20 protein-coding genes and 1 pseudogene are annotated in these 23,213 nt (G+C 69.9%); 11 read left to right on the top strand and 10 right to left on the bottom strand.

The window, feature by feature from the left end; genetic code table 11:
* Positions 1–44: 44 nt before the first annotated feature.
* Complete coding sequence (locus ABZ795_RS23085; protein ID WP_357531831.1) at positions 45–1,289, bottom strand: helix-turn-helix domain-containing protein; 1,245 nt, start codon at positions 1,287–1,289, stop codon at positions 45–47.
* Between the two features lie 150 nt (positions 1,290–1,439).
* On the opposite strand from ABZ795_RS23085, the gene ABZ795_RS23080 reads away from it, so the two are divergent.
* The 3 genes from ABZ795_RS23080 to ABZ795_RS23070 all read left to right on the top strand — a co-directional run bounded on the left by ABZ795_RS23080 (position 1,440) and on the right by ABZ795_RS23070 (position 3,204).
* The gene (locus ABZ795_RS23080) at positions 1,440–1,871 is read left to right on the top strand and encodes an AraC family transcriptional regulator (RefSeq protein WP_357531830.1); all 432 of its coding nucleotides are present in this window, start codon (positions 1,440–1,442) and stop codon (positions 1,869–1,871) included.
* Between the two features lie 41 nt (positions 1,872–1,912).
* Positions 1,913–2,344, top strand: coding sequence for a VOC family protein (locus ABZ795_RS23075; RefSeq protein WP_357531829.1), 432 nt, complete (start codon positions 1,913–1,915; stop codon positions 2,342–2,344).
* 122 nt (positions 2,345–2,466) lie between these two features.
* Positions 2,467–3,204 (top strand): maleylpyruvate isomerase family mycothiol-dependent enzyme, encoded by a 738-nt coding sequence (locus ABZ795_RS23070; RefSeq protein WP_357531828.1) that lies wholly within the window; start codon positions 2,467–2,469, stop codon positions 3,202–3,204.
* 43 nt (positions 3,205–3,247) lie between these two features.
* Here the strand turns inward: ABZ795_RS23070 and ABZ795_RS23065 are convergent, their stop codons facing one another.
* A complete protein-coding gene (locus ABZ795_RS23065) occupies positions 3,248–3,796 on the bottom strand; it encodes a carboxymuconolactone decarboxylase family protein (protein ID WP_357531827.1) in 549 nt (182 codons plus the stop codon).
* Positions 3,797–3,849: 53 nt separating this feature from the next.
* Positions 3,850–4,321: pseudogene (locus ABZ795_RS23060) on the bottom strand (carboxymuconolactone decarboxylase family protein).
* Between the two features lie 433 nt (positions 4,322–4,754).
* On the opposite strand from ABZ795_RS23060, the gene ABZ795_RS23055 reads away from it, so the two are divergent.
* Positions 4,755–7,583, top strand: a complete 2,829-nt coding sequence (locus ABZ795_RS23055; protein WP_357531826.1) for a BTAD domain-containing putative transcriptional regulator — start codon at positions 4,755–4,757, stop codon at positions 7,581–7,583.
* On the opposite strand, the gene ABZ795_RS23050 is transcribed toward ABZ795_RS23055, so the two are convergent.
* Complete coding sequence (locus ABZ795_RS23050) at positions 7,580–8,536, bottom strand: LysR family transcriptional regulator (RefSeq protein ID WP_357531825.1); 957 nt, start codon at positions 8,534–8,536, stop codon at positions 7,580–7,582. The two genes, ABZ795_RS23055 and ABZ795_RS23050, sit on opposite strands and share 4 nt — an antisense overlap.
* A 71-nt stretch (positions 8,537–8,607) precedes the next feature.
* On the opposite strand from ABZ795_RS23050, the gene ABZ795_RS23045 reads away from it, so the two are divergent.
* Positions 8,608–9,630, top strand: a complete 1,023-nt coding sequence (locus ABZ795_RS23045; RefSeq protein ID WP_357531824.1) for a putative sulfate exporter family transporter — start codon at positions 8,608–8,610, stop codon at positions 9,628–9,630.
* A gap of 49 nt (positions 9,631–9,679) precedes the next feature.
* On the opposite strand, the gene ABZ795_RS23040 is transcribed toward ABZ795_RS23045, so the two are convergent.
* Positions 9,680–10,099, bottom strand: coding sequence for a DUF4259 domain-containing protein (locus ABZ795_RS23040; protein ID WP_327025650.1), 420 nt, complete (start codon positions 10,097–10,099; stop codon positions 9,680–9,682).
* 113 nt (positions 10,100–10,212) lie between these two features.
* Positions 10,213–12,171 (bottom strand): ATP-binding cassette domain-containing protein, encoded by a 1,959-nt coding sequence (locus ABZ795_RS23035; protein WP_357531823.1) that lies wholly within the window; start codon positions 12,169–12,171, stop codon positions 10,213–10,215.
* A gap of 198 nt (positions 12,172–12,369) precedes the next feature.
* Here ABZ795_RS23035 and ABZ795_RS23030 point away from each other — a divergent pair, with 198 nt between their 5' ends.
* Positions 12,370–12,612, top strand: coding sequence for a hypothetical protein (locus ABZ795_RS23030; protein ID WP_357531822.1), 243 nt, complete (start codon positions 12,370–12,372; stop codon positions 12,610–12,612).
* Between the two features lie 49 nt (positions 12,613–12,661).
* On the opposite strand, the gene ABZ795_RS23025 is transcribed toward ABZ795_RS23030, so the two are convergent.
* The gene (locus tag ABZ795_RS23025) at positions 12,662–13,930 is read right to left on the bottom strand and encodes a barstar family protein (protein ID WP_357531821.1); all 1,269 of its coding nucleotides are present in this window, start codon (positions 13,928–13,930) and stop codon (positions 12,662–12,664) included.
* Positions 13,931–14,552: 622 nt separating this feature from the next.
* Positions 14,553–15,236: a hypothetical protein gene (locus ABZ795_RS23020; RefSeq protein ID WP_357531820.1), complete on the bottom strand. Its 684-nt coding sequence runs from the start codon at positions 15,234–15,236 to the stop codon at positions 14,553–14,555.
* On the opposite strand from ABZ795_RS23020, the gene ABZ795_RS23015 reads away from it, so the two are divergent.
* From ABZ795_RS23015 to ABZ795_RS23000, 4 genes are read left to right on the top strand one after another with little or no spacing between them, the layout of a single operon-like run.
* Positions 15,219–16,796 (top strand): phenylacetate--CoA ligase family protein, encoded by a 1,578-nt coding sequence (locus ABZ795_RS23015; protein WP_357531819.1) that lies wholly within the window; start codon positions 15,219–15,221, stop codon positions 16,794–16,796. The two genes, ABZ795_RS23020 and ABZ795_RS23015, sit on opposite strands and share 18 nt — an antisense overlap.
* 2 nt (positions 16,797–16,798) lie before the next feature.
* On the top strand, positions 16,799–17,239 hold the full coding sequence (locus tag ABZ795_RS23010) for a DUF4188 domain-containing protein (protein WP_357531818.1): 441 nt from the start codon (positions 16,799–16,801) through the stop codon (positions 17,237–17,239).
* Positions 17,236–18,324 (top strand): hypothetical protein, encoded by a 1,089-nt coding sequence (locus tag ABZ795_RS23005; RefSeq protein WP_357531817.1) that lies wholly within the window; start codon positions 17,236–17,238, stop codon positions 18,322–18,324. Before ABZ795_RS23010 ends, ABZ795_RS23005 begins: the two co-directional genes overlap by 4 nt.
* The gene (locus ABZ795_RS23000) at positions 18,325–19,293 is read left to right on the top strand and encodes a nitroreductase (RefSeq protein ID WP_357531816.1); all 969 of its coding nucleotides are present in this window, start codon (positions 18,325–18,327) and stop codon (positions 19,291–19,293) included.
* Positions 19,294–19,310: 17 nt separating this feature from the next.
* Here ABZ795_RS23000 and ABZ795_RS22995 read toward each other — a convergent pair whose 3' ends face one another.
* Together ABZ795_RS22995 and ABZ795_RS22990 are read right to left on the bottom strand one after the other, a co-directional pair.
* The gene (locus ABZ795_RS22995) at positions 19,311–19,538 is read right to left on the bottom strand and encodes a hypothetical protein (RefSeq protein ID WP_357531815.1); all 228 of its coding nucleotides are present in this window, start codon (positions 19,536–19,538) and stop codon (positions 19,311–19,313) included.
* A 41-nt stretch (positions 19,539–19,579) separates the two neighbouring features.
* Positions 19,580–20,113: a hypothetical protein gene (locus ABZ795_RS22990; RefSeq protein WP_357531814.1), complete on the bottom strand. Its 534-nt coding sequence runs from the start codon at positions 20,111–20,113 to the stop codon at positions 19,580–19,582.
* Between the two features lie 156 nt (positions 20,114–20,269).
* Here ABZ795_RS22990 and ABZ795_RS22985 point away from each other — a divergent pair, with 156 nt between their 5' ends.
* Complete coding sequence (locus ABZ795_RS22985; RefSeq protein ID WP_357531813.1) at positions 20,270–23,137, top strand: hypothetical protein; 2,868 nt, start codon at positions 20,270–20,272, stop codon at positions 23,135–23,137.
* Positions 23,138–23,213 lie beyond the last annotated feature (76 nt).

Here is a 23,213-nt window from a genome sequence, read left to right as displayed (position 1 = left end):
GTCGGAGATCCCCGCGCCGGGATGCTACGTGTGTCGCAGGCGCCTCACTCCTCGGGCCGATGCTGCCCGGTCAACCGGGCCAGCTTGAGTCCCAGGTGCAGACACAGCCGCTCGTCACCGTCCTTGAGGTCGGTGTCGGCCAGTTCCTCGATGCGTTGCAGTCGGTAGTAGAGGGTGGTGCGGTGCAGCCGCAGCCGGGCCGCCGTGGCATGGGCGTTGCCGGCCTGGTCCAGATATCGCTCCAGAGTGGTCAGCAGGACCTGACTGCCCGGGGTGGCCAGCAGTCGGGCCAGCCCGGGATGCACGTCGGCCACCGTCAGCTGCTGGTCGCTGAGTCGGGCCAGGGCCCGGTAGCTGCCCAGAGCGGACCAGAAGACCACCCGGCCCAGCGCGGGAAGTTGCGCACCGACCCGGGCCGCGTGCAGCGCCTCGACGTACGACTCGGCGGCGTCCGCCAGCCGCGGCCGAATCTGCCCGACCCCGACCACCGTCCGTTCCACCGAGCCGAGCGCCCGGGTGACGTGCTGAAGATCCTCGTCGAGTTGGCGGGCGGCGGCCTCCGGGGCGGGCCGCCCCGCGACCGGCTCGGCCGGCAGCAGCAGCACCCCGTGGTCGTGCCGGATCAGGTGCAGGGCCTCCCTGATCCCGGCCCGTCGGCGGGCGGCCACCAGGGCCTGTTCCAGGGCGATGCGGGCCAACTCGTCCGGCTGCCGGTGCGCGGGGGCGACCAGCCGGGCCACCAACGCCGTCCGGGGCCCGTCGGCGGCGATCATCCCCGCCTCCAGCAGGGCCCGGGCCGCCTGGTCGCGGGTCTCCGGACTGTCGGCGAGCAGGGTACGGGCCGCCTCGGTCTCCCGTTGCGCGGCCAGTTCACCGAGCAGATTCTCCCGGTACAGGGCCAGGGAGAGTTCCTTGAGCAGGCCGGTGGCGGTCAGGTCGACATCGGTCATGGTGCCGTCGGGATCGATGAACCAGACGTAGCCGAGCAGCAGTTCGTGGTGCCGCACCGGCACACACAGCCGGGGCAACATGCCCAGGTCCGGCCGCGCCGGAGTGCGTACCGGCCCGCGTGCGTCGGCCAGCCCGAGGTCGCGTACCCAGGCGACGACCTCCGGACTGCTCTGCCGGCGCAGGATCGAGGCCCGGCGGACCTCGTCGGTCAGCCCGTTCTGCTCGCTGTACACGACGACCCGTTGCCGACGGTCCTCGATCAGTGCGGGACGTCCGGCGTGGGCGGCGACGGCGTCGACGATGCGTTGCAGTTCGCCCCGCACCAGCCCCCCTCTCACGTTGTGGATTCCTGGCGGGCGGCAGAACCGCCCCGCGCACCGCCGCCATGATCAGAATCCTGTCTACACCCGGGATAGGCGTAGGACCAGGCTTCTTCGTTACAGTTATGCGTATCATTCTCGCGTTGGCTGTCACATAGGCTTGTCGTGATGAGCCGACCGCCGACCCGTGCTCCCGGTGACCTTCGGGTTCACCTGCGACGGGCACGCGACCACATGGACCGCCACCACACCCAGCCGCTGGACCTCGCCGCCGTCGCGGCCGTCGCCGGCATCAGCAAGTATCACTTCCATCGGTTGTTCACCATCACGTACGGCCTCTCGCCGGCGGCGTACCTGTCGCAACGGCGCATCGAGCGGGCCCAGGACCTGTTGCGAGCCACCAACCTCACCGTCACCGAGGTCTGCTACGCGGTCGGCTTCGCCAGCCTCGGCTCGTTCAGCAGCCGGTTCCGGGAACTCGTCGGCGAGTCACCCAGCGAGTTCCAGCGCCGCTGGGCGCAGGCCGGTGCGCCGCGTATCCCGGGCTGTTTCGTGTTCATGTGGGGGTTCGCCGAGCGGCGCGGTGACGCCGCAAGCTAGGAGAAGCCACCACCGCACCGATGGGGCCTAGCCTGGCCCGCATGATTACGAACGTCTCGCTGACCACCGTTTTCGTCAAGGACATCGACGCCGCCAAGGCCTTCTACACCGAGGTGCTCGGGTTCGTCGAGCGCACCGACCTCACCATCGGCGACGGCTCCTACCGCTGGTGCACGGTCGGTCACCCCAGCCAGCCGGAGTTGGAGGTGCACCTCCAACTCCCCGGCCCGCCGCTGTCGCCGGAGGTGGCCGAGATGTTCGGCCGGGCCCGGGACGAGGGCAGTCTCTTCGCCCTCGGTCTGGCCGTCGACGACTGCCGCAAGTCCTACGAGGAGTTGCGCGCCAAGGGCGTGGAATTCCTCCAGGAACCGGCGGATCGCCCGTACGGGGTGGAAGCCGTGGCCCGCGACAACTCCGGCAACTGGCTGGTCCTGGTCGAGCACAAGGAGTTCAGCCCGGCTGACTTCGACTGACCAGCGCACCTGGCCGCCCGCCTCGCCCGACGCTCCATCCCGTCCGGCGGGGCGGGCCGCTACCGGTCGGCACGGCACGCGGACGGATGTCGACAACGGTAAGTATCAATACCCTGGTAGTCATGCGGGTGTTCGACATGATCGTCGACGAGCGGCACCGGGCAGCCGACCTTCTGGAGGGTCTGACGGCCGAGCAACTCCGCCGGCCGAGCCTCTGCGCGGGCTGGAGGGTGCACGACGTGGCCGCCCACCTCACCACCTACCTGCGCTTCGGCCAACTGAAGATCTACGCCGCGATCGTCACCACCGGGGCCGACTTCGACCGCTTCAACCTCCGGCTGACCCGCCGGGCCGCCCGCCTGCCGATCGAGGAGATCGTGGCGAGGTTGCGGCGGCACGCGACCTCCCGCACCACCATCCCGCGCTCCGGGTACGACCCGGTCCTGACCGACGTGCTGCTGCACGACCTGGACATGCGGGTGCCCCTGAACATCGCCCGCGACACCCCGGAGGAGCGGCTCCGGGTGGCCTTCCGGCACCTGACCGACCAGCCCTCGCCCGGGTACGCGATGGGAGACCGGCTGCGTGGCCTGCGACTGGAGGCCACCGACACCGGTTGGACGTACGGCAGCGGGCCGGTGGTCCGCGGCCGTGCCGAAACCCTGCTGCTCGGCATCGGCGGCCGACCGTGGGCCTTCGACCACCTGGACGGCGAGGGGTTGACCCTGCTGCGGTCGCGGGTGCTCAACCGGACCCGACCGGGGGTGCTCGGGCGCCTGATGGCGCCGCTGCGGGTGCTGGCCAGCCCGCCACCATCCGCCCGACGATCCCGGGAAGCCGGGGCGCCCGAACTGTCCTGAGTAGGGTCGCCGGCGCCCGCCGCAGCCTGGTCGCCGCCGGCGCTCAGACCGTGTTGCGGTAGCCGACGCTGAGGACCCGCCGGGCTGCCTCCTCGTAGAACGTCGGATCACTCGGGGCGAAGGTGCCGAGGCCATCGACATACCGGTTGACCATGCAGAAGGCCGCCGCGATGAGGACGGTGTCGTGGATCTCCTCATCGGTGGCACCCTCGGCGCGGGCCGTCTCGACCAGCTCCGGGGTGACGTCGCGGCCACTACGCTGCACAGCCCCGGCGATGTGCAGCAGGGCACGCAGCTTCGTGCTGACCGGCGCGTTGTCCGGATCGGTGCGAACCTGCTCGACCAGGGGCATGCCCGCGTCGAGCAGTGCGGCGGCGAACGCCGAGTGCGCCGCGCAGCAGTAGGTGCACTGGTTCAGACCGGAGACGTACGCGGCGATCAACTCGCGGTCGGCGGTGGGTAGGCTGAGCGGCCCCCGCAACAGGGTCTCGGCCAGTTCCAACATCGGCTTGCCGGTCACCGGCCGGTACTTCAACGGGCCCCGGACCCCGGGGAACTCGTTCTCGTCCACGCCCAGGTCGATGTGTGCCATGACCTCACATCCTGATTCGATCAGCCGATGATATTTCGATGATCGGCACGGGGTCAGCGGTCCAGCACCGGCAGGTAGCCGCGGGTCGCGACCCGTCCGGCCGGGCCCATGTACCACTCCTGGTTGTCAGGTACGAGCGTGCCGAGGCCGTCGACGTACCGGTTGAACATGCAGTACGCCGCGGCGATGAGGACGGTGTCGTGGATTTCCAGGTCGGTGGCGCCTTCGGTGCGGGCGGCCTCGACGAGTTCGGTGGTGACCTCGCGTCCGCTGACCTGGACGGCAGCGGCGATGCGCAGCAGGGCCCGCAGCTTCGCCGAGATCGGCGCGGTGTCCGGGTCGGCACGCACCTGCTCGACCAGGGACATGCCCTCATCGAGTTGGGCCGCCGCGTATGCCGAGTGTGCCGAGCAGCAGCACCTCGACCAGCTCAAGCAACGGTTGGCCGGTCTCCGGTCGGAAGCGCAACGGGCCACGGATGCCGGGGAACTCGGCCTCGGGCACCCCTAGATCGATGTGAGCGATGAGGCACTCTCCTGGATCTCGAAGTCGATCGTTCTCGCCGTGCGGCGATTGAATCTAGTGAATAGATCGTGGCATCTCAAGGGTGTCCGGTGCGTCACCCGACAGCCGCACGCATTCGCCATCCAGGGGTCCTCAGCCGGCAGGCGCAGGACCCCCGGCGCCCTGGACCGGGCCGTCGATCATCCCGTAGCCGACGGGCCGGTCCAGGACGCCGGGGGCCAACCCCCGCTGCCGGGTGGCCCCGGAGCACCCGTCCGGCGGACCATGGTGGGTACCGCCTCGGGCCGGGACGGCAGGTGTGGCAACCCCTCGCAGGCCGATCTCACCTGCTCGTCCAGTGCAGGTGATCGCATCGGCGGCGATGGTACGGTGACCGGCGTACAAGGCGCGCACAATCGACGTACAACTGGCCAGCCTCGGGCTGAGGTGAATGATGCCGCTCCGCTTCGACCTGCTCGGCCCGTTGTCGGTGGTCCACCATGGTCGGACGCTCGATCTCGGCTCGGTGAAGCAACGGCTGGTGTTGGCCTGTCTGCTGTTCCGGCCGTGCGAGGCGGTCGCCGCGGAGAGACTGGTGGCCGCCCTCTGGGGAGACCAGCCACCGGTATCGGCCAACGCCAACATCCGCACCTACATCCGCGGGTTGCGGCGAGCCCTCCAGGACGGTGTCGACGACAAGCCGCGGATCGTGACCACCCACGGTGGATACCTGCTCCGAGTCGAACCGGACGAGCGTGACCTGGACCGCTTCGACGCCGCGACCGCCCGGGGACGGGAAGCCCTGACCAACGGCGACCCCGCCCGCGCCGAGGCCGAGTTGGCCGGAGCCTTGGCCCTGTGGCGGGGCCAGGCGCTGGCCGAGCTGCCGCTAGCCCCGCAGCTGTCCCGCTGGGTCGAGCAGTTGGCGGAGCGGCGGCTGCTGGCCGAGGAGGATCATGCCGAGGCGAAACTGGCCCTCGGTGCTCATGCGGAGGCGATCCCCCGGTTGCGGGCCCTGCTCGACCGGTACCCGCTGCGGCAGCGCGCCTGGACGCACCTCATGTCAGCGCTCTACGCCAGCGGTGACGTGGCCGGTGCGCTGGCGGCCTTCCGGCAGGTCCGACGGGCCCTGGCCGAGGAGACCGGGATGGACCCCGGGCCCGAGCTGATCCGTCTGCACGACGACATCCTGCACCACCGGCGACATCGGAACGGATCGTCGGCTACCGGCGGTCGGGGGGTCACGGCCATGGCCCGGGTCCGCCCGGCCCAACTGCCCTTCGTGCCACCCGGGTTCGTTGGCCGGGAACTCCAGCTGACCCGCCTGGACGCGGCCATCGACGACCGGGTCGATGGGCCGACCACTGTGGTCATCTCCGCGATCTGCGGCATGGCCGGCATCGGTAAGTCCGCGCTGGCGCTGCACTGGGCGCATCGGGTGGCCGACCGGTTCCCCGATGGACAACTCCATGTCAACCTGCGCGGGTACGACGACGGGGAAGTCGTCGCGCCCGCCGACGCCCTGCTCGGCTTCCTGGAGGCGCTCGGCGTACCCCTGGCCCGGATACCGAGCAGTCTGGACGCGCGGATCGGCCTCTACCGCAGCCTGCTCGCCTCCCGCCAGATGCTCATCGTGCTCGACAACGCGCGCGACGCCGAGCAGGTGCGACCGCTGCTGCCCGGTACCGGCCGCAGCGTCGTCGTCGTGACCAGTCGGGAGCAACTGCACAGCCTGGTAGCCGCCGAGGGTGCCCGACTGCTGGCCCTCGACGTACTGACCGCCACGGAGTCGACGCACCTGCTGCGCAGCCGGATCGGTGGCGATCGGCTGGACGTCGAACCGGACGCCGTGGCCGACATGATCGAGGCCGCCGGACGCCTGCCCCTGGCCCTGTCGATCGTGGCGGCCCGGGTGGCGACCCGACCCACCTTCACGCTGGAGGCCATCGCCGCGGAACTGCGTCCACCAGAGGCGCGGCTGGAGGTCCTGGCCGACGGCGACGTACGTCGGGTGTTCTCCTGGTCCTACCGGGCCCTGAGTCCCGTCGCCGCCCGCCTGTTCCGCCTGATCGGACTGCATCCGGGACCCGAACTGACCAGCGCCGCCGCGGCCGCGCTGCTGGGCTGCCCCACACCGGCGGTCGGCCCGGTGCTCAAGGAACTGACCCGGCTGCACCTGCTGACCGAGCACCTGACCGACCGATACGCCTGCCACGACCTGCTGCGCTCGTACGCCGCCGAGCTGACCCGGGGAGCTGACCGGAGCGCCGAGCGGCACGAGGCTCGCCACCGCCTGTACGACCACTACCTGCACAGCGCCTATCCGGCGGCCCGACTGGTCCAGCCGCAGTGGACACCCATCACCCCCGTGCCGGCCCTGCCGGACGTCATCCACCTGCCGATGGCCGACCAGGACGCCGCCCTGGACTGGTTCTCCACCGAACGCCGTGTGCTGCTGCGGGTGATCCGGCAGGCCGCCACCACTGGCTTCGAGGCGTACGCCTGGCAGTTGGCCTGGGCGTTGACCACCTTCCTGGCGCCCCGTGGGCTCTGGCACGACCAGTTGGCGGCCCAGCAGACCGCCCTGGCGGCGGCGGAATGCCTCGGCGACCTCAACGCTCAGGCCACGGCCAGTCGACTGCTGGGCCGGGCCGCCGCGCGGCTGGGCCAGCAGGACACCGCCGGCGACCACCTGCAGCGGGCGATCAAGTTGTACGAGCAGCTCGACGACGAGGACGGTCTGGCGCAGACCCTGCACAACTACACCGAGCACTGTTTCGTGCTCGGCCGGGTCGACGAGGCGCTGACCCACGGTCACGAGGCCCTGCGGCTGTACCGGCGGACCGGCAACCGGGCCGGGCAAGGGCGGGCCCTCAACGCGGTCGGGTACATCCACGCCGTTCGCGGTGACCACCTGCAGGCGATCGTCGACTGCACGGCGGCGCTGACCCAGCAGCGGCTCATCGACGACCGCAACGGCCAGGCGGCGACGCTGGACAGCCTGGGCTTCGCCTACCAGGGACTCGGCGATCATGCCCGTGCGGTGTCCTGCTACGAGCAGTCAGTGGAGCTGTTCCACGCCTCCGCGGACCGCTATCACCAGGCGGAGACCCTGGTTCGGCTCGGCGAGGCCCAGGCCGCGATGGGCAAGGCCGAGGCGGCGGCCGAAGCCTGGCGGCTGGCCGCTGCCATCTATGACGACCTGGGTGATCCCACGGTCGATGAGGCCCGCCGCAGACTCGCGGAACTCGGCCAGGCCGCTGCCGGCCGGAAATCGACCTAGCTTCGACCCGGTGGGTTCCGGCTCTCGGTGATCCCGCTGGGCCGGGCCGGAGGCGTCGCGGGGGAGTTGTCGATCGCCTGGAGCAGGGCGGTGGCCGATCCGGTGAGCCGCCGACCGCGCGGCCACACCGCGCGCAGGTCCCGGCGCAGGGGCAGGTCCTCCACCGGCACGATCACCAGGTGGCCGGTGGCCAGTTCCGTCTCCACGGCGTGCCGGCTCAGTACGGCCGGCGCGGTGCCGGTCATCGCCGCGCCCTTGACGGCGGCGTTCGACCCCAGGGACAGATGTGGCGGGGCGGGGTCCAGGTCCCGCAGGGCCACCTCCAGGGTCTCCCGGGTGCCCGATCCCTGCTCCCTGACCACCAGCCGGGTACGCGCCAACTCCGTCCTGCGCAGCGGGCGACGAAGGAGGGCCCAGCGGTGCTGCGGCGCCACGACGACGACCAGGTGATCGTGTCCGACGATCCGCTGATCCAGTCCCTCGGGCACGCTCGGCCCCTCGATGAACCCGATGTCGACGCTGTCGTCCGTGACCAGCATCCGGGCGACCTCGGTGGAGTTGACCACGGTCAGGCCCACCTGCACATCGGGTTCGCGCTGGGCCAGGCTGTGCAACCAGCGGGGGAGCAGGGCCTCGGCGACCGTCATGCTCGCCGCCACCCGCAGCCGCGCCGCCCGCGCGTGACGCATGGCGGTGAGGCTGTTGTGGAACTCGTCGGCGACGGTCAGCAGGCGCAGCGCCCAGGTGACCACGACCTGCCCGTCGTCGGTCAGCATCGAACCGCGCGGGGTACGGGTCAGCAGCGGCAGCCGTACCTGCCGTTCCAGCGCGGCCAGGCGCTTGCTGGCCGACGGCTGGGACATGCCCATGGTGCGCGCGGCCCGGCCGACACTGCCCAGCTCGGCCACCCGGGCCAGCAGGCGCAACGACACCAGGTCGGGAAGCACACTCATAGCCCCAGGCTATGACCTGCACCCCGGTGGACGGCTACTGGAGAGGGCCGGATCACGTGAAGCTGTCCCCTATGACGATCAAGGAGGCGACCAGCGTCGTTCCCGCCGCAGGTAGGGGAGGCCCCCGCCTGCTGCCGGGACTGCTCGTCGCCGCCGGCGCGGCCGCCGTCGGACATCTGGTGAATCACCGGTTCGGTGCCGCCAGCCCGCTGGTGGTGGCGATCGTGCTCGGTATCGCGCTGACCGCCTGCGGCGGCAACCGTCCGTGGTTGCAGCCCGGCCTGCGGTTCGCCGCCACCACCCTGCTGCGGATCGGCATCGTGCTGCTCGGCCTGCAACTGGTCCTGGCAGATGTCGTCGACCTGGGGGTCGGGCCGATACTCGTGGTGGTGCTGGGGGTGGCCGCCAGCTTCCTGGCCACCCGCTGGGCGGGCCGACGCCTCGGCCTCACCCCCGATCGCTCCCTGCTGGTGGCGACCGGGGTGGCCATCTGCGGCGCCTCTGCCGTGGCCGCGATGAACCAGGTCGGTGACGGTGAGGAGGAGGACGTCGTCACCGCGGTAGCGGTCGTGACCGTGCTCGGCACTGTCTCCATGATCGCCCTGCCCGCCCTGGGTGTGCTGTTCGGCCTCGACGAGGTGCTGCTCGGCCTGTGGGTGGGGGCGAGCGTGCACGAGGTGGGCCAGGTCGTCGCGGTCGGCGGGGCGGTCGGTGCCACGGCCCTGTCGGCGGCCGTCGTCGTCAAACTGTTCCGGGTGCTGCTGCTCGCCCCACTCGTCGCCCTGGTGGCCCTGGTCCGCCGATCCGGCACCAGGACCACCCACGGGGTACGCAAGCCCCCGCTGTTGCCCTGGTTCGTGGTCGGCTTCGTCGCGGCGGCGCTGCTGCGGAGCACCGGCTGGCTGCCGACCGGCCTGGTGGACCTGGGATCGCTGGCCGGCACCGTGCTGCTGGCCGCCGCCATGTTCGCCCTCGGCGCCGCGGTAGACCTGCGCGCGGTGGCCCGGGGTGGCCGGCAGGCCGTGACCGCCGGCGCGGTCGGCACCCTGGTCCTGTCCGGCGTCACCCTGGCGGGCCTGGCTCTGACCACCTGAGGCCGGATGGGCGGGTACGACCACGCCTGACCCGGGTACGTACCCCCGGCTACCGAGCTGTCAGGACTTTGCGCAGTTCGTGGACGGTGTTGAAGGCAGGGTTGGTGGGTCCTGCAGCGTCCTGCCACAGAAAGTGCCACTCGGAGTCAGCGGCCATGATCCGGTCGAGGGTCCGCGCCGCGAGTGGGGCCAGGTCGTCGGGCAGGTCGAGCCGACCACCGTCGAGCAGAAAGTCCGGTGCGTACGAGGAGGTGATCGCCGGCCCGCCGGGCTGCTGCGCGGCCACGATCGCGGCTGCGGCGATCGCCGCGCAGGCGACATCAGCGTCGAGGTAGCCCTCCTCACCGGCGGCCCGGCTCAGCGCCTCGCGGACCATCATCGGACGCTTGGCCACGTCGGCGTCGTCGAGAGCACCACACCAGTCAGCGGCGGTGTCGTTGTCGAATGGTCCGCTGTCCCACGTCCCCATGCCATCTCCCAAGATCGGTTGGTCGTCATTCTCACATCGACCGCCGACAAGATTCCCCGACCGGGCGGTGGCCGTCGTGCGGCGCGGAGGTGCACCCGGCCGGATGCGGTTCGTCAGGCGGAGGCGGTGGGCTGGCGGGGCAGCGATGAGGTGGCCGCAGTGGCGCGGTAGCCGGCGGACTGGAGGGTGAACAGTTCGGCGTACCGGCCGCCTGCGGCCATGAGCTGGTCGTGGGTGCCGGTCTCCACGAGACGGCCGTGGTGCAGGACGTAGATGCAGTCGGCGTGCCGGACGTTGGCCAGCCGGTGGGTGATCAGGATGGTGATGCCCTGTCCCTGCCGGTCGCGGATGGCCTGGAACAGGGCGTCCTCGGCGCGGGGATCGAGGGCGGATGAGGGTTCGTCCATGATCAGCAGGTCGGCGTCGCGCAGGAAACCCCGGGCGGCGGTGATGCGTTGCCACTGCCCGCCGGAGAGGTCCTGGCCACCGGCGAAGGTGCGGTCGAGCAGGGTCTCGTAGCCGTACGGCAGATCGGTGATCATGTCGTGGGCGACCGCGCGGGCGGCGGCGGTCTCGATGCGGGCCTGTTCCGGGACGGTGGTGATGTCGCCGATGGCGATGTTCGTGGCGGCGGTGAAGGGCCACTTGTGGTACTCCTGGGTGACGACCGCGATCCGGGCTCGCAGGGCGTCGGTGTCCCAGTCGGCCGCCGGGCGGCCGTTGAAGCGGATGGTGCCGCCGGTCGGGGTACGCAGGAGGGCGATCATGGTGGCCAGGGTCGACTTGCCGGAGCCGTTCTCACCGACGAAGGCCACCGTCTGCCCGTCCCGGATGCGCAGGCTCACCCGGTCGACGGCCGCAGTCTCCCGGTCGGGGTAGCGCAGGCTGACCGCCTCCACCACGATCTCCCGCAGCCGGTCCGGTGCCTCCGCACCAGGGGCGGCGGGCGGGGGCAGGTAGTCGGCGGCGCGGGTCATGAAGCCGGTGTAGTCACGGAAGTGCTGCCCCTCGGTGTAGACCCGGTCGGTCTGGAAGGTGACCACGGACAGGGACCGCTGCGCGGACTGGATGGCGATCACGCAGGTCGCGGCGGCGGCCAGGGGGATCTGCCCGTCGATGAGCAGCAGACCGAGCAGGACGTACACCACGGCGGTCGCGATCCCGCCGATCATCGCCCCGATGGTGGTGGTCGTGGTCACCCGGCGGGCCAGGGCCAGTTGGATGTCGGTCTCCACCCCCATGACCCGGTCGTACTGGTCGAGCAGGAAACCCCGCAGGCCGTAGGAGCGCAGTTCGGGGGCGGAGTCACGCTCGGCCATCAGGCGGTGCAGCAGCCACATCCGTCGCCGCCGCACCGACCCGGCGGCGTAGGTCCGGTAGCGCAGATGCCCGGCCCGCAGCGAGGCCCATCCGCTCGGCACGGTGGCCATCAGCAGAGCCGGCAACAACAGGGGGTGGATCACCACGACGGCGATCGCGACGGCGATCACCCCGGCCAGACCGGCCAGCAGGTTCATCGACGCCTGCACCAGGTCCGTGGTGGAGGCCGAGCCTCGGGTGGCCCGTTCCATGTCGTCGGCGAAGGCGTCCGCGTCGAAGGCCTCCAGCCGTACCGCCGTGGTCATCTCGAACAGCCCTCGTTCGACCTCCCGGTCGACCTTGGGGGTGAGGCCGTTCTGCGCGTACCCCATCGCGGTCGCCATGCTCGCGCGCAGGACGATCACCGCCGCCAGGGCGATCAGGGCCGGTAGCGCCGCGATCACCTTGTCGGGGGTCGGTCCACCGGCGAACAGTTCCACGAGCACCCGCTGTGCCGCGAGCAGCCCGAAGGCCGACATCACCCCGGCGCCGACCGTGGTCACCGCCACGATCGAGGTACGCAGCCGATCGGCCCGCCAGCTGACCACGATGGCGGCCCAGACCAGGCGGGGCAACTCGGAGAAGACCGCGAACAGGCTGGCCTGCGCCCGCGCCCGCACCCCGGTCTCCCACCACAGCTCCCGCAACTCCGGCAGTACGGAATCCTGCCGTGGCGACTCGGACCTGCGGGCACCATCCTCTGTAATGGACAAGGAACTACCTCCCGGGTCTGCGGCAGGCGACCGCTGCGGTGTCGTGCAGACAGGACTTCGTGGCACTGGGTGGCAGTCCACTCCCGCAGAGTAGTGGCCCGCTGTTTCGGCCAGCGCCATGCAACACCGGTCCGACACCGGGTCTCCGGCGGGTGAGCGGGCCGGGACAAAGCCCTTTGAGGCGTACGGTGTGCCTCGGTGGCCGTCGTCTTCGCTGCGGCAGCCGGAGGCTACGACCCCCGCCACGGTGCCCCGAGCGGGGGTACGCAGAGCATGTGGCCGCTGCATGACACCACCTGCGGTCCCGACCTGGTACCCGACTACGTCAACCCCCTGGTGGTGGGGTCGGCGATGCCGTTCCTGGCGCTCGCGGTGACCCTGACCAGCGTGAGGGTCAGGTCTCGTCGGGCCAGGCACCGGTGCACCGGCGCGGCGACATGAGGGGCGTTCGGTGTCGCGAACCGACCCCGACCGGGCGGCGTGGCCGTGGTCAGCGGAGGTCGACCTCGACGTGCTCTGCCGCCAGGAGGTCCAGTAACTGATCCAGACTGGTCGCCGGGGCCAGCAGACGTTTGTCATAGCCGGTGACGAGGTGTTCGCGGGCGACAGCCGAATCGTGCCACACCAGCCGGAACGGTATCCGCGCGCCGAATTCCCCTCTGAGACAGTCGTGGAGCGCGTCGAGGTTCCAGCCGAAGTACCCGCCGGGGCCGTTGATCGCCTCGCCGATCGCGCAGTAGAACCCTTCGATGTCGGTCACGTACCGCCCGTCGAGGTCGTAGGTGGTGCCGGGTGGCCGGTCGGCCGCATCGACCCGGTGGGCGAGCGCCACTCCGGCCCAGTGATCGCGCAGCTCGCGGTCGTAACCAGCCCACATGTTCCTCATTGCGGGCCGCCGGACGCGCCAACCTTCCAGGATGTCGAGGACCCCCAGCGGCAGAGGTTCCCGTGGGTCGCTGTCGACGGTCACGTCGAAGAGTCCGGCACCGAGGCACGACGGCTCGCCCGCGACGACCGTTCCGGAGACCACGGCGCCGCTCACCGGGCGGGCCGAGCCGTCGGCAGCTGTCATGTGCACCTCGGCGCGGATCCGGCGGCGACGCCGGGCGGCCTTGCTCGCGTTGCTGACCGCACCGAGCGCGGTGAGCAGTGGTGCTTCCGGTCGGCAACCGAGCAGCCTGATCTGCGGCACCGGCGGTGCGGCCTGCTCGCGGAACACGCCCGTGACGTCCCGGCAGGTGCCGTAGCGCGTGTCGTCCCGGCCGAGCAGGACGAACCCGGCGACGTCTGGGCGTACCACCGCGTCCGTGCGGTCGTAGAGGTGGACGAACCCGTCGAGTTCGATGTCCACGGCCCGCGGTGTCGTGCTCGGTCGTTGACCGAGTACGACGACATCCCCGAGATCCTCGCCCCACCAGGACGGCGAACTGCCCGGTGACCCGGGTGGTGCCGCCAGGCAGATGTCACCCAGCCAGGCACGTTCGGTGCCGAGCGCCTCGACGGGCAGCCGATCCAACAGCTCGGCGAGCGCTCCTTCCGGGGCGCAGCCGACAAGGGTGAACCGCTCCCGCTGCCGGGACGGCAGGTCGACGAACAACCCCTCGATCTCGGCGCACAGTGCCAACGGGATGTCGTCCTCGTCGGAGTCGTCGACGCCGATGCCGCCGACCAGCAGCCAGCGTGGAGCGACCGGATGCGCCCAGGCCCACCGCCGCTGCACCGGCGTACGCCCAGCCCCGGAATCGGCGTCCGTCGTCACCTCGCGACCCTATCGCCAGACCATCGGCCACAGGTGCCGGTTCGCATCGAGCAGGGGTGTCCAAAGTCGTGCTGCTCGAACAGTCGGAGAGTTGTGTGAGGATCTTGGGGTGAACAGTGGGCCGGGATGGCTTATCGGCAGCTGGTTGGCGGTGGTCGAGCATCCGGAACTGGTCGACGACGCCCTCGACCGGAACGACCCGTACGCGGGGGTCGCTCTGCTCGCTCTGACGCTGCACCATGAGGATTCCGAGGTGACCCTGCCACGGGTCAAGCGAGGGCTGAGATCCTCCAACGCGCAACCCGCGCCAATGCGTTGCAGTCGCTGGGCCATCACGCGCGCCTGCACGGCGCGCTCGACGCCGAGTGCGTGCATCTGCTGCGGGTGGCGTTGCGCGATCGAACCCTCCTGGGTGGATACACCCTTCGCGCGTACGCCGGCGATGCCGCGAGCGACGTGGGGATGTTCGTACCCCGGGCCGCACTGCCCCGATGGCTGCGCCGCCGGTTCGCCGGTCCGCTTCAGCCGACGACGACACGACGCTGCGGCGTCAGAGGTCGTAGCCGCCGGAGTCCGGCGGCGGCGCTGTCGGTGAAGCGGGACGGGTTGCCCGTCGAGGGCTCTACGCGCCCTCGACGATCGCAGCGATGATCGCCTGCCATCGTTGATCCGCGTCGGCTGTCTCGACCTGCTCCGGCAGGGGTGGGTAGGTGGGCGGGTAGCCGGCATAGACGAACAGCCGATCGACGAAACGGTAGTTCGAACTGCGCCGGTGAGCAGCGGCCTTCCAATCGTCGCGTACGGCACCGATCCTTCGCCGATCTTCAAGACGCAGCGCGTGCAGCAGTGCCACCGACCATTCCCGCCACCCAGGGGTGCCGGAGCGGGATCGCGCGATAGCGGCGGCCTCGCCGAGTATCGCGGTCACGGCAGGGCCATCGCCCACCAGACACACCGCTTTGGCGGCGAGGGATGTTCGCAGCGTCAACTCCATGCCGTGTCGGTCCGTCTTGCTGATCAGACTGTTGCATTCCGCGGCGGTGGTTCGACCGGCGAGGGCTGCCCGCCACAAAGCTGACGCCTCGTTCTCGATGGCGATCCGGTGTTTCCCCAGCGCGTGCAGGTGCCTGGCTCGCGCGGTCGGCCCGGCGATGGCCTCCGACAGATGCCCCCACTCGACGCTGGCCCGCGGCAGGTCTGCTCGCCAAAGCGACTGAGTAGGGATGCTCAGTGCGGACACCGTTCGCGGTCTCAGGTGTCGGCCCGGCGGGGTGGTGAGGATCATGGCATGGCCGATCTGCCGCACCGACCCCTCGCTCTGCGTACCGCTACTTCCCCGTTGCCGGCCCTGGCCGCACGCAGCCGGCAGGCCGTGCTGGCCCCCCTCGGCCGCACGGTCGCCGCGCTGAGCCGGCTCGTGGGCCGTCACCCCGCCGGATGGCGGTGGGTGGCGCGGCGGCACCACCCGGTCCTGGACGGTCTGGCCGCGGCCAACGCCCAGTCCGTCTGCGGACGGGCCGCCCGGCAGGTGCCCGCCTACCGGGCCTTCCTGCGCGCCCGCCCGGCCGGTGCCCGCCACCGGCTGGCGGATTTCCCGGAGACCGACAAGCTCGGCTACGTGGTGGCCCACGACGCGGCCGACCGCTGCTGGGGCGGGCGGTTGCCGACCCGTGGGGTGGTGGTAGACGAGTCGGCCGGTTCGTCCGGGCGGCCGTTCAACTGGCCCCGAGGGGACCGGGAACTGCGGGCGGTGCACCGGGACATCGTCGGCTACACCAAGCTGGTCTTCCCGATGCGCCGACCGTTCGTGATCAACGCGTACTCGATGGGGGCCTGGGCGACCGGGACCACGACCGGTGCCGCGATGGCCCGGATCGCGGTGGTGAAGAACACCGGCCCGGACCTCGGGAAGATCGTCGACACCCTCCGTGAGTTCGGTCCGGACTTCGACTACCTGGTGACGGCGTACCCACCGTTTCTGAAGCATCTGCGCGACCGCCTGGACGCCGAGGAGTTTCCCTGGTCGCGGTACCGCATCTTCGCCAGCTGCGGCGGTGAGGGGATGACCGAGGCGCTGCGCGACTATCTGGAGCAGCGGTTCGCGCTGGTCCGGTCGGCGTACGGGGCCTCGGACCTGACCATCGGCATCGGCGCGGAGACCCGGTTCACGGTGTGGCTGCGGCGGCGGTTGCAGAACGACCGGGCGCTGCGGGCCGAGTTGCTCGGCGCCGACGAGCAGCGGCTGCCGATGGTGTTCCAGTACAACCCGTTCGCCACCTACCTGGAGACCAACGAGCACCGGGAACTGGTCTGCACGGTCACCACCGAGGTGCTGCAACCCCGGCTGCGGTACAACATCGGCGACGAGGCTCTGCTCGTGCCGTACCAGCGGATCGTCGAGCTGGCCCACCTCGACCCGGTACGCCGGGCCGAGTTCCGCACGGCCGTGGCCGCCGAGCGGATGACCCTGCCGGTGTTGCTGCTGTTCGGTCGGCGCGACTCCACGGTCTCCTACCTGGGGGCCAACCTCTACCCCCAGGACGTGGAGTACGGCCTCTACACCGGCAATCCGTACGCCGCCGAGATCAACCGCTTCTGCCTGACCCTGGTGGAGGACGCGGCCCTGGAGACCCGACCGGTCATCCACATCGAACTGCGCCGTGCCCTGACGGCCGCGCAACGCGAAGCCCTCGCCACCGCCTGCCGCACCGGGGTACGCCGACACCTCACCTCGGTCTCGCGGGACTTCGCCCAGTCCCTGGTGGAGGACCCGACCGCCGGGGACCTGCGGGTGGAACTGCACGAGGTCGGCAGCGGCCCGTTCGCCGGCGAGCAGAAGATCAAGAACGTCTACCTGGTGAGGTGACCATGCGTACCCGTGACTTCTCCCGCGCCCCGGCGCAGGCCCGCGCCGGCGCGATGTTCATCGGCGCCACCCGCTACTCCAACCCCCTGGTCCTGCTGCGGCTGGCACCGGCCTGGATCCGGATGGTCCGGGACATGCGCCGGATGTCCGGCTACTGCTGGCACACCGTCTACTGGCAGTTCCCGTTGACCCTGGGCACGATCGCCTTCTTCACCGACCGGGAGGCGATGCTGCGCTTCGCCCGCACCCGCGAGCACCGCCGGTTGATGGTCTGGCTGACCGACGGCACCCGCAACGCGACCGCCGGCTTCATCCGGCTTTACACGGCCGCGCCGGACGGATACTCCAACGGCACCTGGCGTGCCGAAGGCCCGCAGATGGGGCACATCGCCACCTTCACCCCCATCGGGGCGGAGACCACCGGACCGGCGGTGCTGCGGTGACCCGGGCCACCCACCGCTTCGAGCGGGTGACCAGCCGCCGCACCCTGCGGGAGTTCCTCGCCCTCACCGACCGGTTGTACGCCGGTGAACCCCGGTACGTGCCCACCCCACGGCAGCAGATCCGGCGGTGGTGGCGCGAGGGGGTCTCCCTGTACGTGCTGCGGGATGCCACCGGCACGGTGGTCGGCCGCACCACTTTGCACACCGACGCGGCCTTCGACACCAAACTCGGCCGCCGGTGCCAACTCTTCGGGCTCACCGAGTTCACCGAACCGGCCGCCCGGCCGCTGTTCGACGCGATCACCGCGCACGCCGAACCCGACCGGGACCTGCTGTTCGGCCCGGTGGCGCTGCTACCCAACCAGGCCGGTGGGGTGATCACCTCCGGGTACGCCGAGCGGGGCTTCGTCGACAGCGCCTGGAACCCGCCGCACTACGTGACCGCCTACGAGGCGTACGGATTCCACCGCCGTTTCGAGGCCGACACCTGGATCTGCCCGGTGACCGCCCCGGGGCAACCGAAGCCGTCGGCATACATCAAATCGGACGGCGTAGGGCTCGAAGTGCACCGGGGGGACCTGCGGCGGCTCGACGACCAACTCGAACTGCTGCGCGAGATGCTGAACGCCTCCTTCGCCCAACTCGGCTACTACACCCCGATCTCCGAGCGCCAACTGCGCCGGCAGACCGACGGGCTGGGGTACCTGCTGGACGAGTCGCTGCTGCTCTACCTGACCCGCGATGGCGTTCCGGTGGCCTTCGTGCTCTGCGTACCGGACATCAGTGAGTTCCTGGTCGCCGTCCGCGGCAACCTGCACGTGGTCAACCAACTGCGGCTGGTGACCTCCGCACGTCGTTACCGGCGGGAAGCAGTGCTGATCATCAAGGGGGTCCTCCCGCAGTACCAGGGGCGTGGCTACCAGCGGCTGCTCTCCGCCCACCTGCACCACAACCTGCACATTGCCGGCTACACCACCCTGCGCAGCACCTATGTCGAGCGGGACAACCCGGCATCAGCCGCCCAGTACCGGCGGCTCGGCGGTCGTCCACTGCACGGCTACACCTTCTATGCCAAGGAGCGATAGGTGGACCTCGACGCTTTCCGCGCCCTCGAACCGCTGTGCTGGCGGGCCCCGAGCGCGCACAACACCCAACCCTGGCGGCTACGCTACGAGCCCGCCGGGATCCGGGTCGGATGGGAACCGGCCCGCACCCTGCCGGCCGGCGATCCCACCGGCCGCGACCTGCGACTGTCCCTCGGCGCCTTCGTCGAGACCTGCCTGATCGTCGCCGCCGACGCCGACCTGCACCTGACGTACGTCGCCGATCCCGGGGACCGGTGGGTGGGTTGGCTACGACCGGCCGAGGAGCCCTACCCGACCCCCTTCCGCACCACGGACGTGTGGGAGCGCCGTACCCACCGGGGTCGGTTCTCCGCCGGTCCGGACCCGGAGGCGCTCGCGGCGGTGGACCGGGAGGCCCGGCAAACTGGCGGTGAGGTACGGGTGGTGCCGCAGGCCGACCGCCTGGGTGCCCTGCTGCGCACCGCCGACCAGCACCTGTACGCGGACCCGGCGATCACCGCCGAGCTGCGCCGTTGGCTCCGGCTGGATCCCACCCATCCGAACTACCGCATCGACGGGCTAACCGACCGCTGCCTGGCCCTGTCCCGGCCCGCTGCGGTAGGACTGCGGGCGGGGCTGGCCGCGTACCCCCTGTTGCGTCCGCTGGGTCTGCCCCGGCTGCTAGCCGCTGCCGACGATCCCCTGGCCCGTGGCGGCACCGTGCTGGCCCTGATCGCCCCCGAGGGTCTGGACCAAGCCGGGCAGGTCGAGTTCGGACGGATACTGCTGCGCTGCTGGTTGACCCTGCACACCTCCGGGCTGGCAGCACACCCGCTGAGCCAGCTGATCGACGTCGCGGCCACCCGTACGGCCCTGGGCAGCCTGCTGAAGGTGGCACCGGAGCGGCTGGTGCATGTCACCCGGGTAGGCCGACCCACCCGGCCCGCGCCCCGGTCGGCGCGCCGAATCCCCAGCGACGAACCGGCCTGACCCGTGGGGAGCGGGTGCTACCGCTGTCGGGTGCGGGGATGCTGCTTCGCCGTCCGCTCGTTGCCGTGCTTGTACTGGCCGGTGACGCGGGCCATCAACTCCTGAGGATCCTCGGTTTCCACATCGGTCAGGAACCGGGCCGCGGCGGCACCGCGCAGCACGACGGCCGGGCGGCCATGATGCCGCACCTCCACGTCCCCGTTCTTGCGGACGCGATAGGGGAATCCCTCAGGGGCGCCGGACATGGCGGCATCTTCGCTTGCGGGCAACCCCGCACGCCATCGCGTTACGAAGCCCGATCCCGAAAAACCCGGCTGACCAGGTAGAAGGAAGCTGCGGTGGCTGACAGCCCAACAAGCCAGATGATGACAAGCCCGACCGCAGCCCAGATGGAGTGGTGGCCGGGGGCGAACACGACCTGGGTGGTCCACCCGAGTGCGAGCAAGCTTGCCCCCGGAAAGCAGATCAGCAGCGGTAGGTACCAGTCGAACAACTGGCCGGGCCGACGGTTTTCGGCGACCCAGCGCGACCAGCCCAGCCCTCCCGGTACTCGCGGACTCAGCTGATCCGTGATGTAGCGCGACGCCCACCGGATCGCAGACCGCTGGCCGACATAGCGCGCGCAAAGCAGATATGAGGTCAGCGGAACGATCAGCAGAAATCCCAGCGGAACGGGCTCGGACAGGCTCAGCCCTATGGTTGCACTGGTCAGTGTCAACTGGAGGGCCAAGATCTGCTGCTGGTATTTGTACCGTGAGTCCATCTCGGCGCGCAACGAGTTGAACTCGGCGAGCGCGCCGTCGTAGTCGCCTTCGGCCACGCGCCGTTCCTCCATCCCCGAGTCAACCATGTGGACGATCGCAACACGGCAGACGATCAGAATCAATACACCGATACGGGGTGCCGGAATGAGAGGTGCCGCGGATACCGTCCATAGTGCATCGAACTGTATCCCACAACCCATGGAACCTCGCCCATGATCTTTCTCAGCCTTGGCACCCACCTCAACGCGCAAACCTGGGCGGCGGCCCTCGCACGCCTACCGGATCGGCCGCTGAGCGGCGAGCGATTGTTGATCGATCTTACGGAGTTGGGGTTCGCCGATTTCGTGACGCTCGGCCACCTACTCGTCTTCGTCCGCGCGACCGTGGCGTCCGGCGCTGAGTGCCTCGTCCGACTGCCGAGCGCTGAGGTGCTGCCAAGCGGGACGGCGTCGGACTCCAGGGTCGCTCAGCGGCTGGTGAAGCGGCACAACTGCCGGTTGTATCTTGAGCAGACCGGTGTTGTTGATGCGCTGAGGCCCCATCTCGACAACGAGCAGGTCTCAGTGGCGGACGAACTCGAGGTCCACGTCGACGGCGATGTGATCGTGGCACCGCCTACGTCCGGGCGCCCGCACCGTTACCGTCGCATCCTGCGATACCAGTGGCTTCCTTGCAGCCGCTACCGCGATATCACCCGTGCAACTTGGACCACGGATGAGGAGCGGAGGCTGCGCGAACTCGGGGTGCCGGCGGAGAGCGCCGCAGCGGTGGCCCGCGGAATCATCCTCGAACTGCTCGAGAATGCGGCGCACCACTCCGGTGAGCCGGAGATTCTGCTCGGCGCGGTCGTGGTCGATCCACAGACCTACCGCCAACGGTCGCGGGACTTCGATCCCGCCCTCGTGGCCTTCGCTGAAAATGCCGCTGAAACGGACAGCCCCATGATCCGACTGGTGGTGGCTGACGTCGGCACGGGAGTCGCCAGCGGAATTGCGGCGCTTGACAAACGATCGGCTGGCTCGATTGATGCCGCCCAGGGCTTGTGGAAGGTCGGCCAGTTGGTCCGTGCCTACCAGGGATCATTGTTGCTCACCACCGCGGGACGGGCGGAAGGGCGTGCCTACTTCGGCGGTCAGCACCGGGAACTTGTCGGACAAGGGGCGGCGGAGTCTCCCGGCACCTTCATCGAGTGCGACGTCCTGGTTCGCCCCGGCGAAACCGTAGCCAACGACGCCGGGCAGTTGCCCACGCCGCGCCTGAACACTGCCGCGGACCGTCGTGAGTTGCAGTGTGTTGCGGTGTCGGTCGACTCGGAAGTCGGCCTGAACGCCGTTGACCAGGCGGCAATCCGGAGAGGACTGAGCGACAAAAACGGAGTAGTGGTGGTGGTCAACTTGCCGCACGGCGGCCAGGGCGGTCACGACGTCGACATTGGCCGAACCGTCAACCAGGCAATCGATATCGTGTCCAGTGCCGGGGGTGCCGGCACCGCTACGCTCGCCTTCCCTAGCGTCAATCGCCCGCTGATGGCCGTTGCGGTGGAGTACCTCAACGCCGAGCGCGACGAACGGGGTGGCGAGGTTCCGCCGCCAATCCTCGTGCTTGCCCCGGACAATCGTCACTACTGGGTCGGCGGAACGTCGACGCAGCGGCAGGTGCTGGCCCGTCTGTCGATCGCCACCGGTTCTTTGCCGCTTTCCGATCTGCCGACGGAGGAAGTCGACTCGCTCGTCGGCCTGGTGACAGTCGATGGTGATCGGGTCGCCCTGCGAACACCGCCCCAGACCGCAGTGGCCGCCATGGCCATCTGGGTGGGCAGGCAGTTGGCGTCGGCTATTGCCGAGCCGACGGACAAGTTGGGACCCGCAGCCGTCTGGCGCGGCAGGTTTCTAACCCCGAGCCTGCGACAGACCAGCCGTTGGTTCGACCCCGACGCATTGCTGTCCCGCCTCAACCTGTCCGCGGTAGCGGGCGTTACCCTCGCCGCCCACGCCGAGGGCTTTCTGGGGACGCCGGCTGATAGAGCGTCGACGACGATCCTGCGGCTGGCTCACACGCCGAAGGACATCGTCGTCGCGGTGGCCCGAGCCGTGACCGGCCGTGACGACTACCACGATTCGGTGCACGAGATCTCGGCGGGCAGCCGGCGCGCGCAGGTTTTGCTGGTCTCCGACGTCGTTTCCAGCGGTACCACCTTGATCGGAACTCTGACAGATCTGTTCGAGCGCGGGATGAAGCCGGTTGGGGTTGCCGCAGTCATCGACGCTCGTGCTGAGAGCGAACGCGTGGCCCTTCCTGAGCACATCGAACTGGCCGGACACCGTATCCCCCTGTTCAGCCTCGCTGTGGTGAACGTCGAAGCCGATGAGCCGGAGGCCGGCGAGCTGAAGCCGATCGATCCGGTACTGCGCCGACCAGAGTCTGTCGGCCGTCCGATTCCCAGGCAGCTCATCGACCAGAAAGCCTACTTGCGTGCGATGAAGCGCAACGCGGCGACCCGCCTCGGGCATATCGAGCGACCTGCCGACCGGCACTACACGGCGTACGTGGATCCCACTTTGCTCTTCCGTGAAGAGGAGTGGTCTCAACTGGTGCTGGGCACCCTGGTGGAAGAGATCGGGGCGCACCATCGGGCCAAATTTGATCAACGGAAAGCCAGGATAAGCGTCCTGTATCCGGAGGGCACCGCGGACGATCTCACCGCTGTCGCCTGGCTGGTGCGAGATGCCCTGCGCGACGCGGGCCTGCAGGTGGACGATCCGGTTCCGGTTCCTCGGGCCGCACACGCGGCGAACTGGCAGCTGCCTGAGTCAGTGTCACTGCCGACCGTGGAACACGCTGTCATCCTCGACTCGGGTGCCAACAGCGGCCGGACCATCCGACAATTGATCGGGCTGGCTGCGGACAAGGAATCCCTTGCAATCACGGTCGTCCTGTTGCTGAACGGTCAGAGTGACGGCGACGCTGTGAACCTTCAACGAATCGCCAAGCTGCGTCGATCTTCCTCGACCAGTCGCATCGATGAAGCCGATTTGTCGATCCACTACGTCGCCCGCACGGCCAGGGCTATTGCAAAGTAGAGTTACTGCTGGTCACGGTCGGTTTTCCGGTGGTCACGGCGCTGATGAGGTCGTGGGGTCGGTGGTTGGCTTCTCG

This window comes from Micromonospora sp. NPDC047134 (assembly GCF_040643455.1).
GTDB lineage: Bacteria > Actinomycetota > Actinomycetes > Mycobacteriales > Micromonosporaceae > Micromonospora.
This window is presented reverse-complemented; position numbering and strand designations above follow the sequence as displayed.

Excerpts from the sequence above, each read along its gene's own strand:
- ABZ795_RS23050 (WP_357531825.1), bottom strand. The coding sequence starts at position 8,536 with ATGAGTGTGCTTCCCGACCTGGTGTCGTTGCGCCTGCTGGCCCGGGTG.
- ABZ795_RS22995 (WP_357531815.1), bottom strand. The coding sequence starts at position 19,538 with ATGTCCGGCGCCCCTGAGGGATTCCCCTATCGCGTCCGCAAGAACGGG.
- ABZ795_RS23065 (WP_357531827.1), bottom strand. The coding sequence starts at position 3,796 with ATGGCACACATCGACCTGGGCGTGGACGAGAACGAGTTCCCCGGGGTC.
- ABZ795_RS23015 (WP_357531819.1), top strand. The coding sequence starts at position 15,219 with ATGGCCGATCTGCCGCACCGACCCCTCGCTCTGCGTACCGCTACTTCC.
- ABZ795_RS23055 (WP_357531826.1), top strand. The coding sequence starts at position 4,755 with ATGCCGCTCCGCTTCGACCTGCTCGGCCCGTTGTCGGTGGTCCACCAT.
- ABZ795_RS23010 (WP_357531818.1), top strand. The coding sequence starts at position 16,799 with ATGCGTACCCGTGACTTCTCCCGCGCCCCGGCGCAGGCCCGCGCCGGC.
- ABZ795_RS22985 (WP_357531813.1), top strand. The coding sequence starts at position 20,270 with ATGATCTTTCTCAGCCTTGGCACCCACCTCAACGCGCAAACCTGGGCG.
- ABZ795_RS23045 (WP_357531824.1), top strand. The coding sequence starts at position 8,608 with ATGACGATCAAGGAGGCGACCAGCGTCGTTCCCGCCGCAGGTAGGGGA.
- ABZ795_RS23075 (WP_357531829.1), top strand. The coding sequence starts at position 1,913 with ATGATTACGAACGTCTCGCTGACCACCGTTTTCGTCAAGGACATCGAC.
- ABZ795_RS23070 (WP_357531828.1), top strand. The coding sequence starts at position 2,467 with ATGCGGGTGTTCGACATGATCGTCGACGAGCGGCACCGGGCAGCCGAC.
- ABZ795_RS23040 (WP_327025650.1), bottom strand. The coding sequence starts at position 10,099 with ATGGGGACGTGGGACAGCGGACCATTCGACAACGACACCGCCGCTGAC.
- ABZ795_RS23080 (WP_357531830.1), top strand. The coding sequence starts at position 1,440 with ATGAGCCGACCGCCGACCCGTGCTCCCGGTGACCTTCGGGTTCACCTG.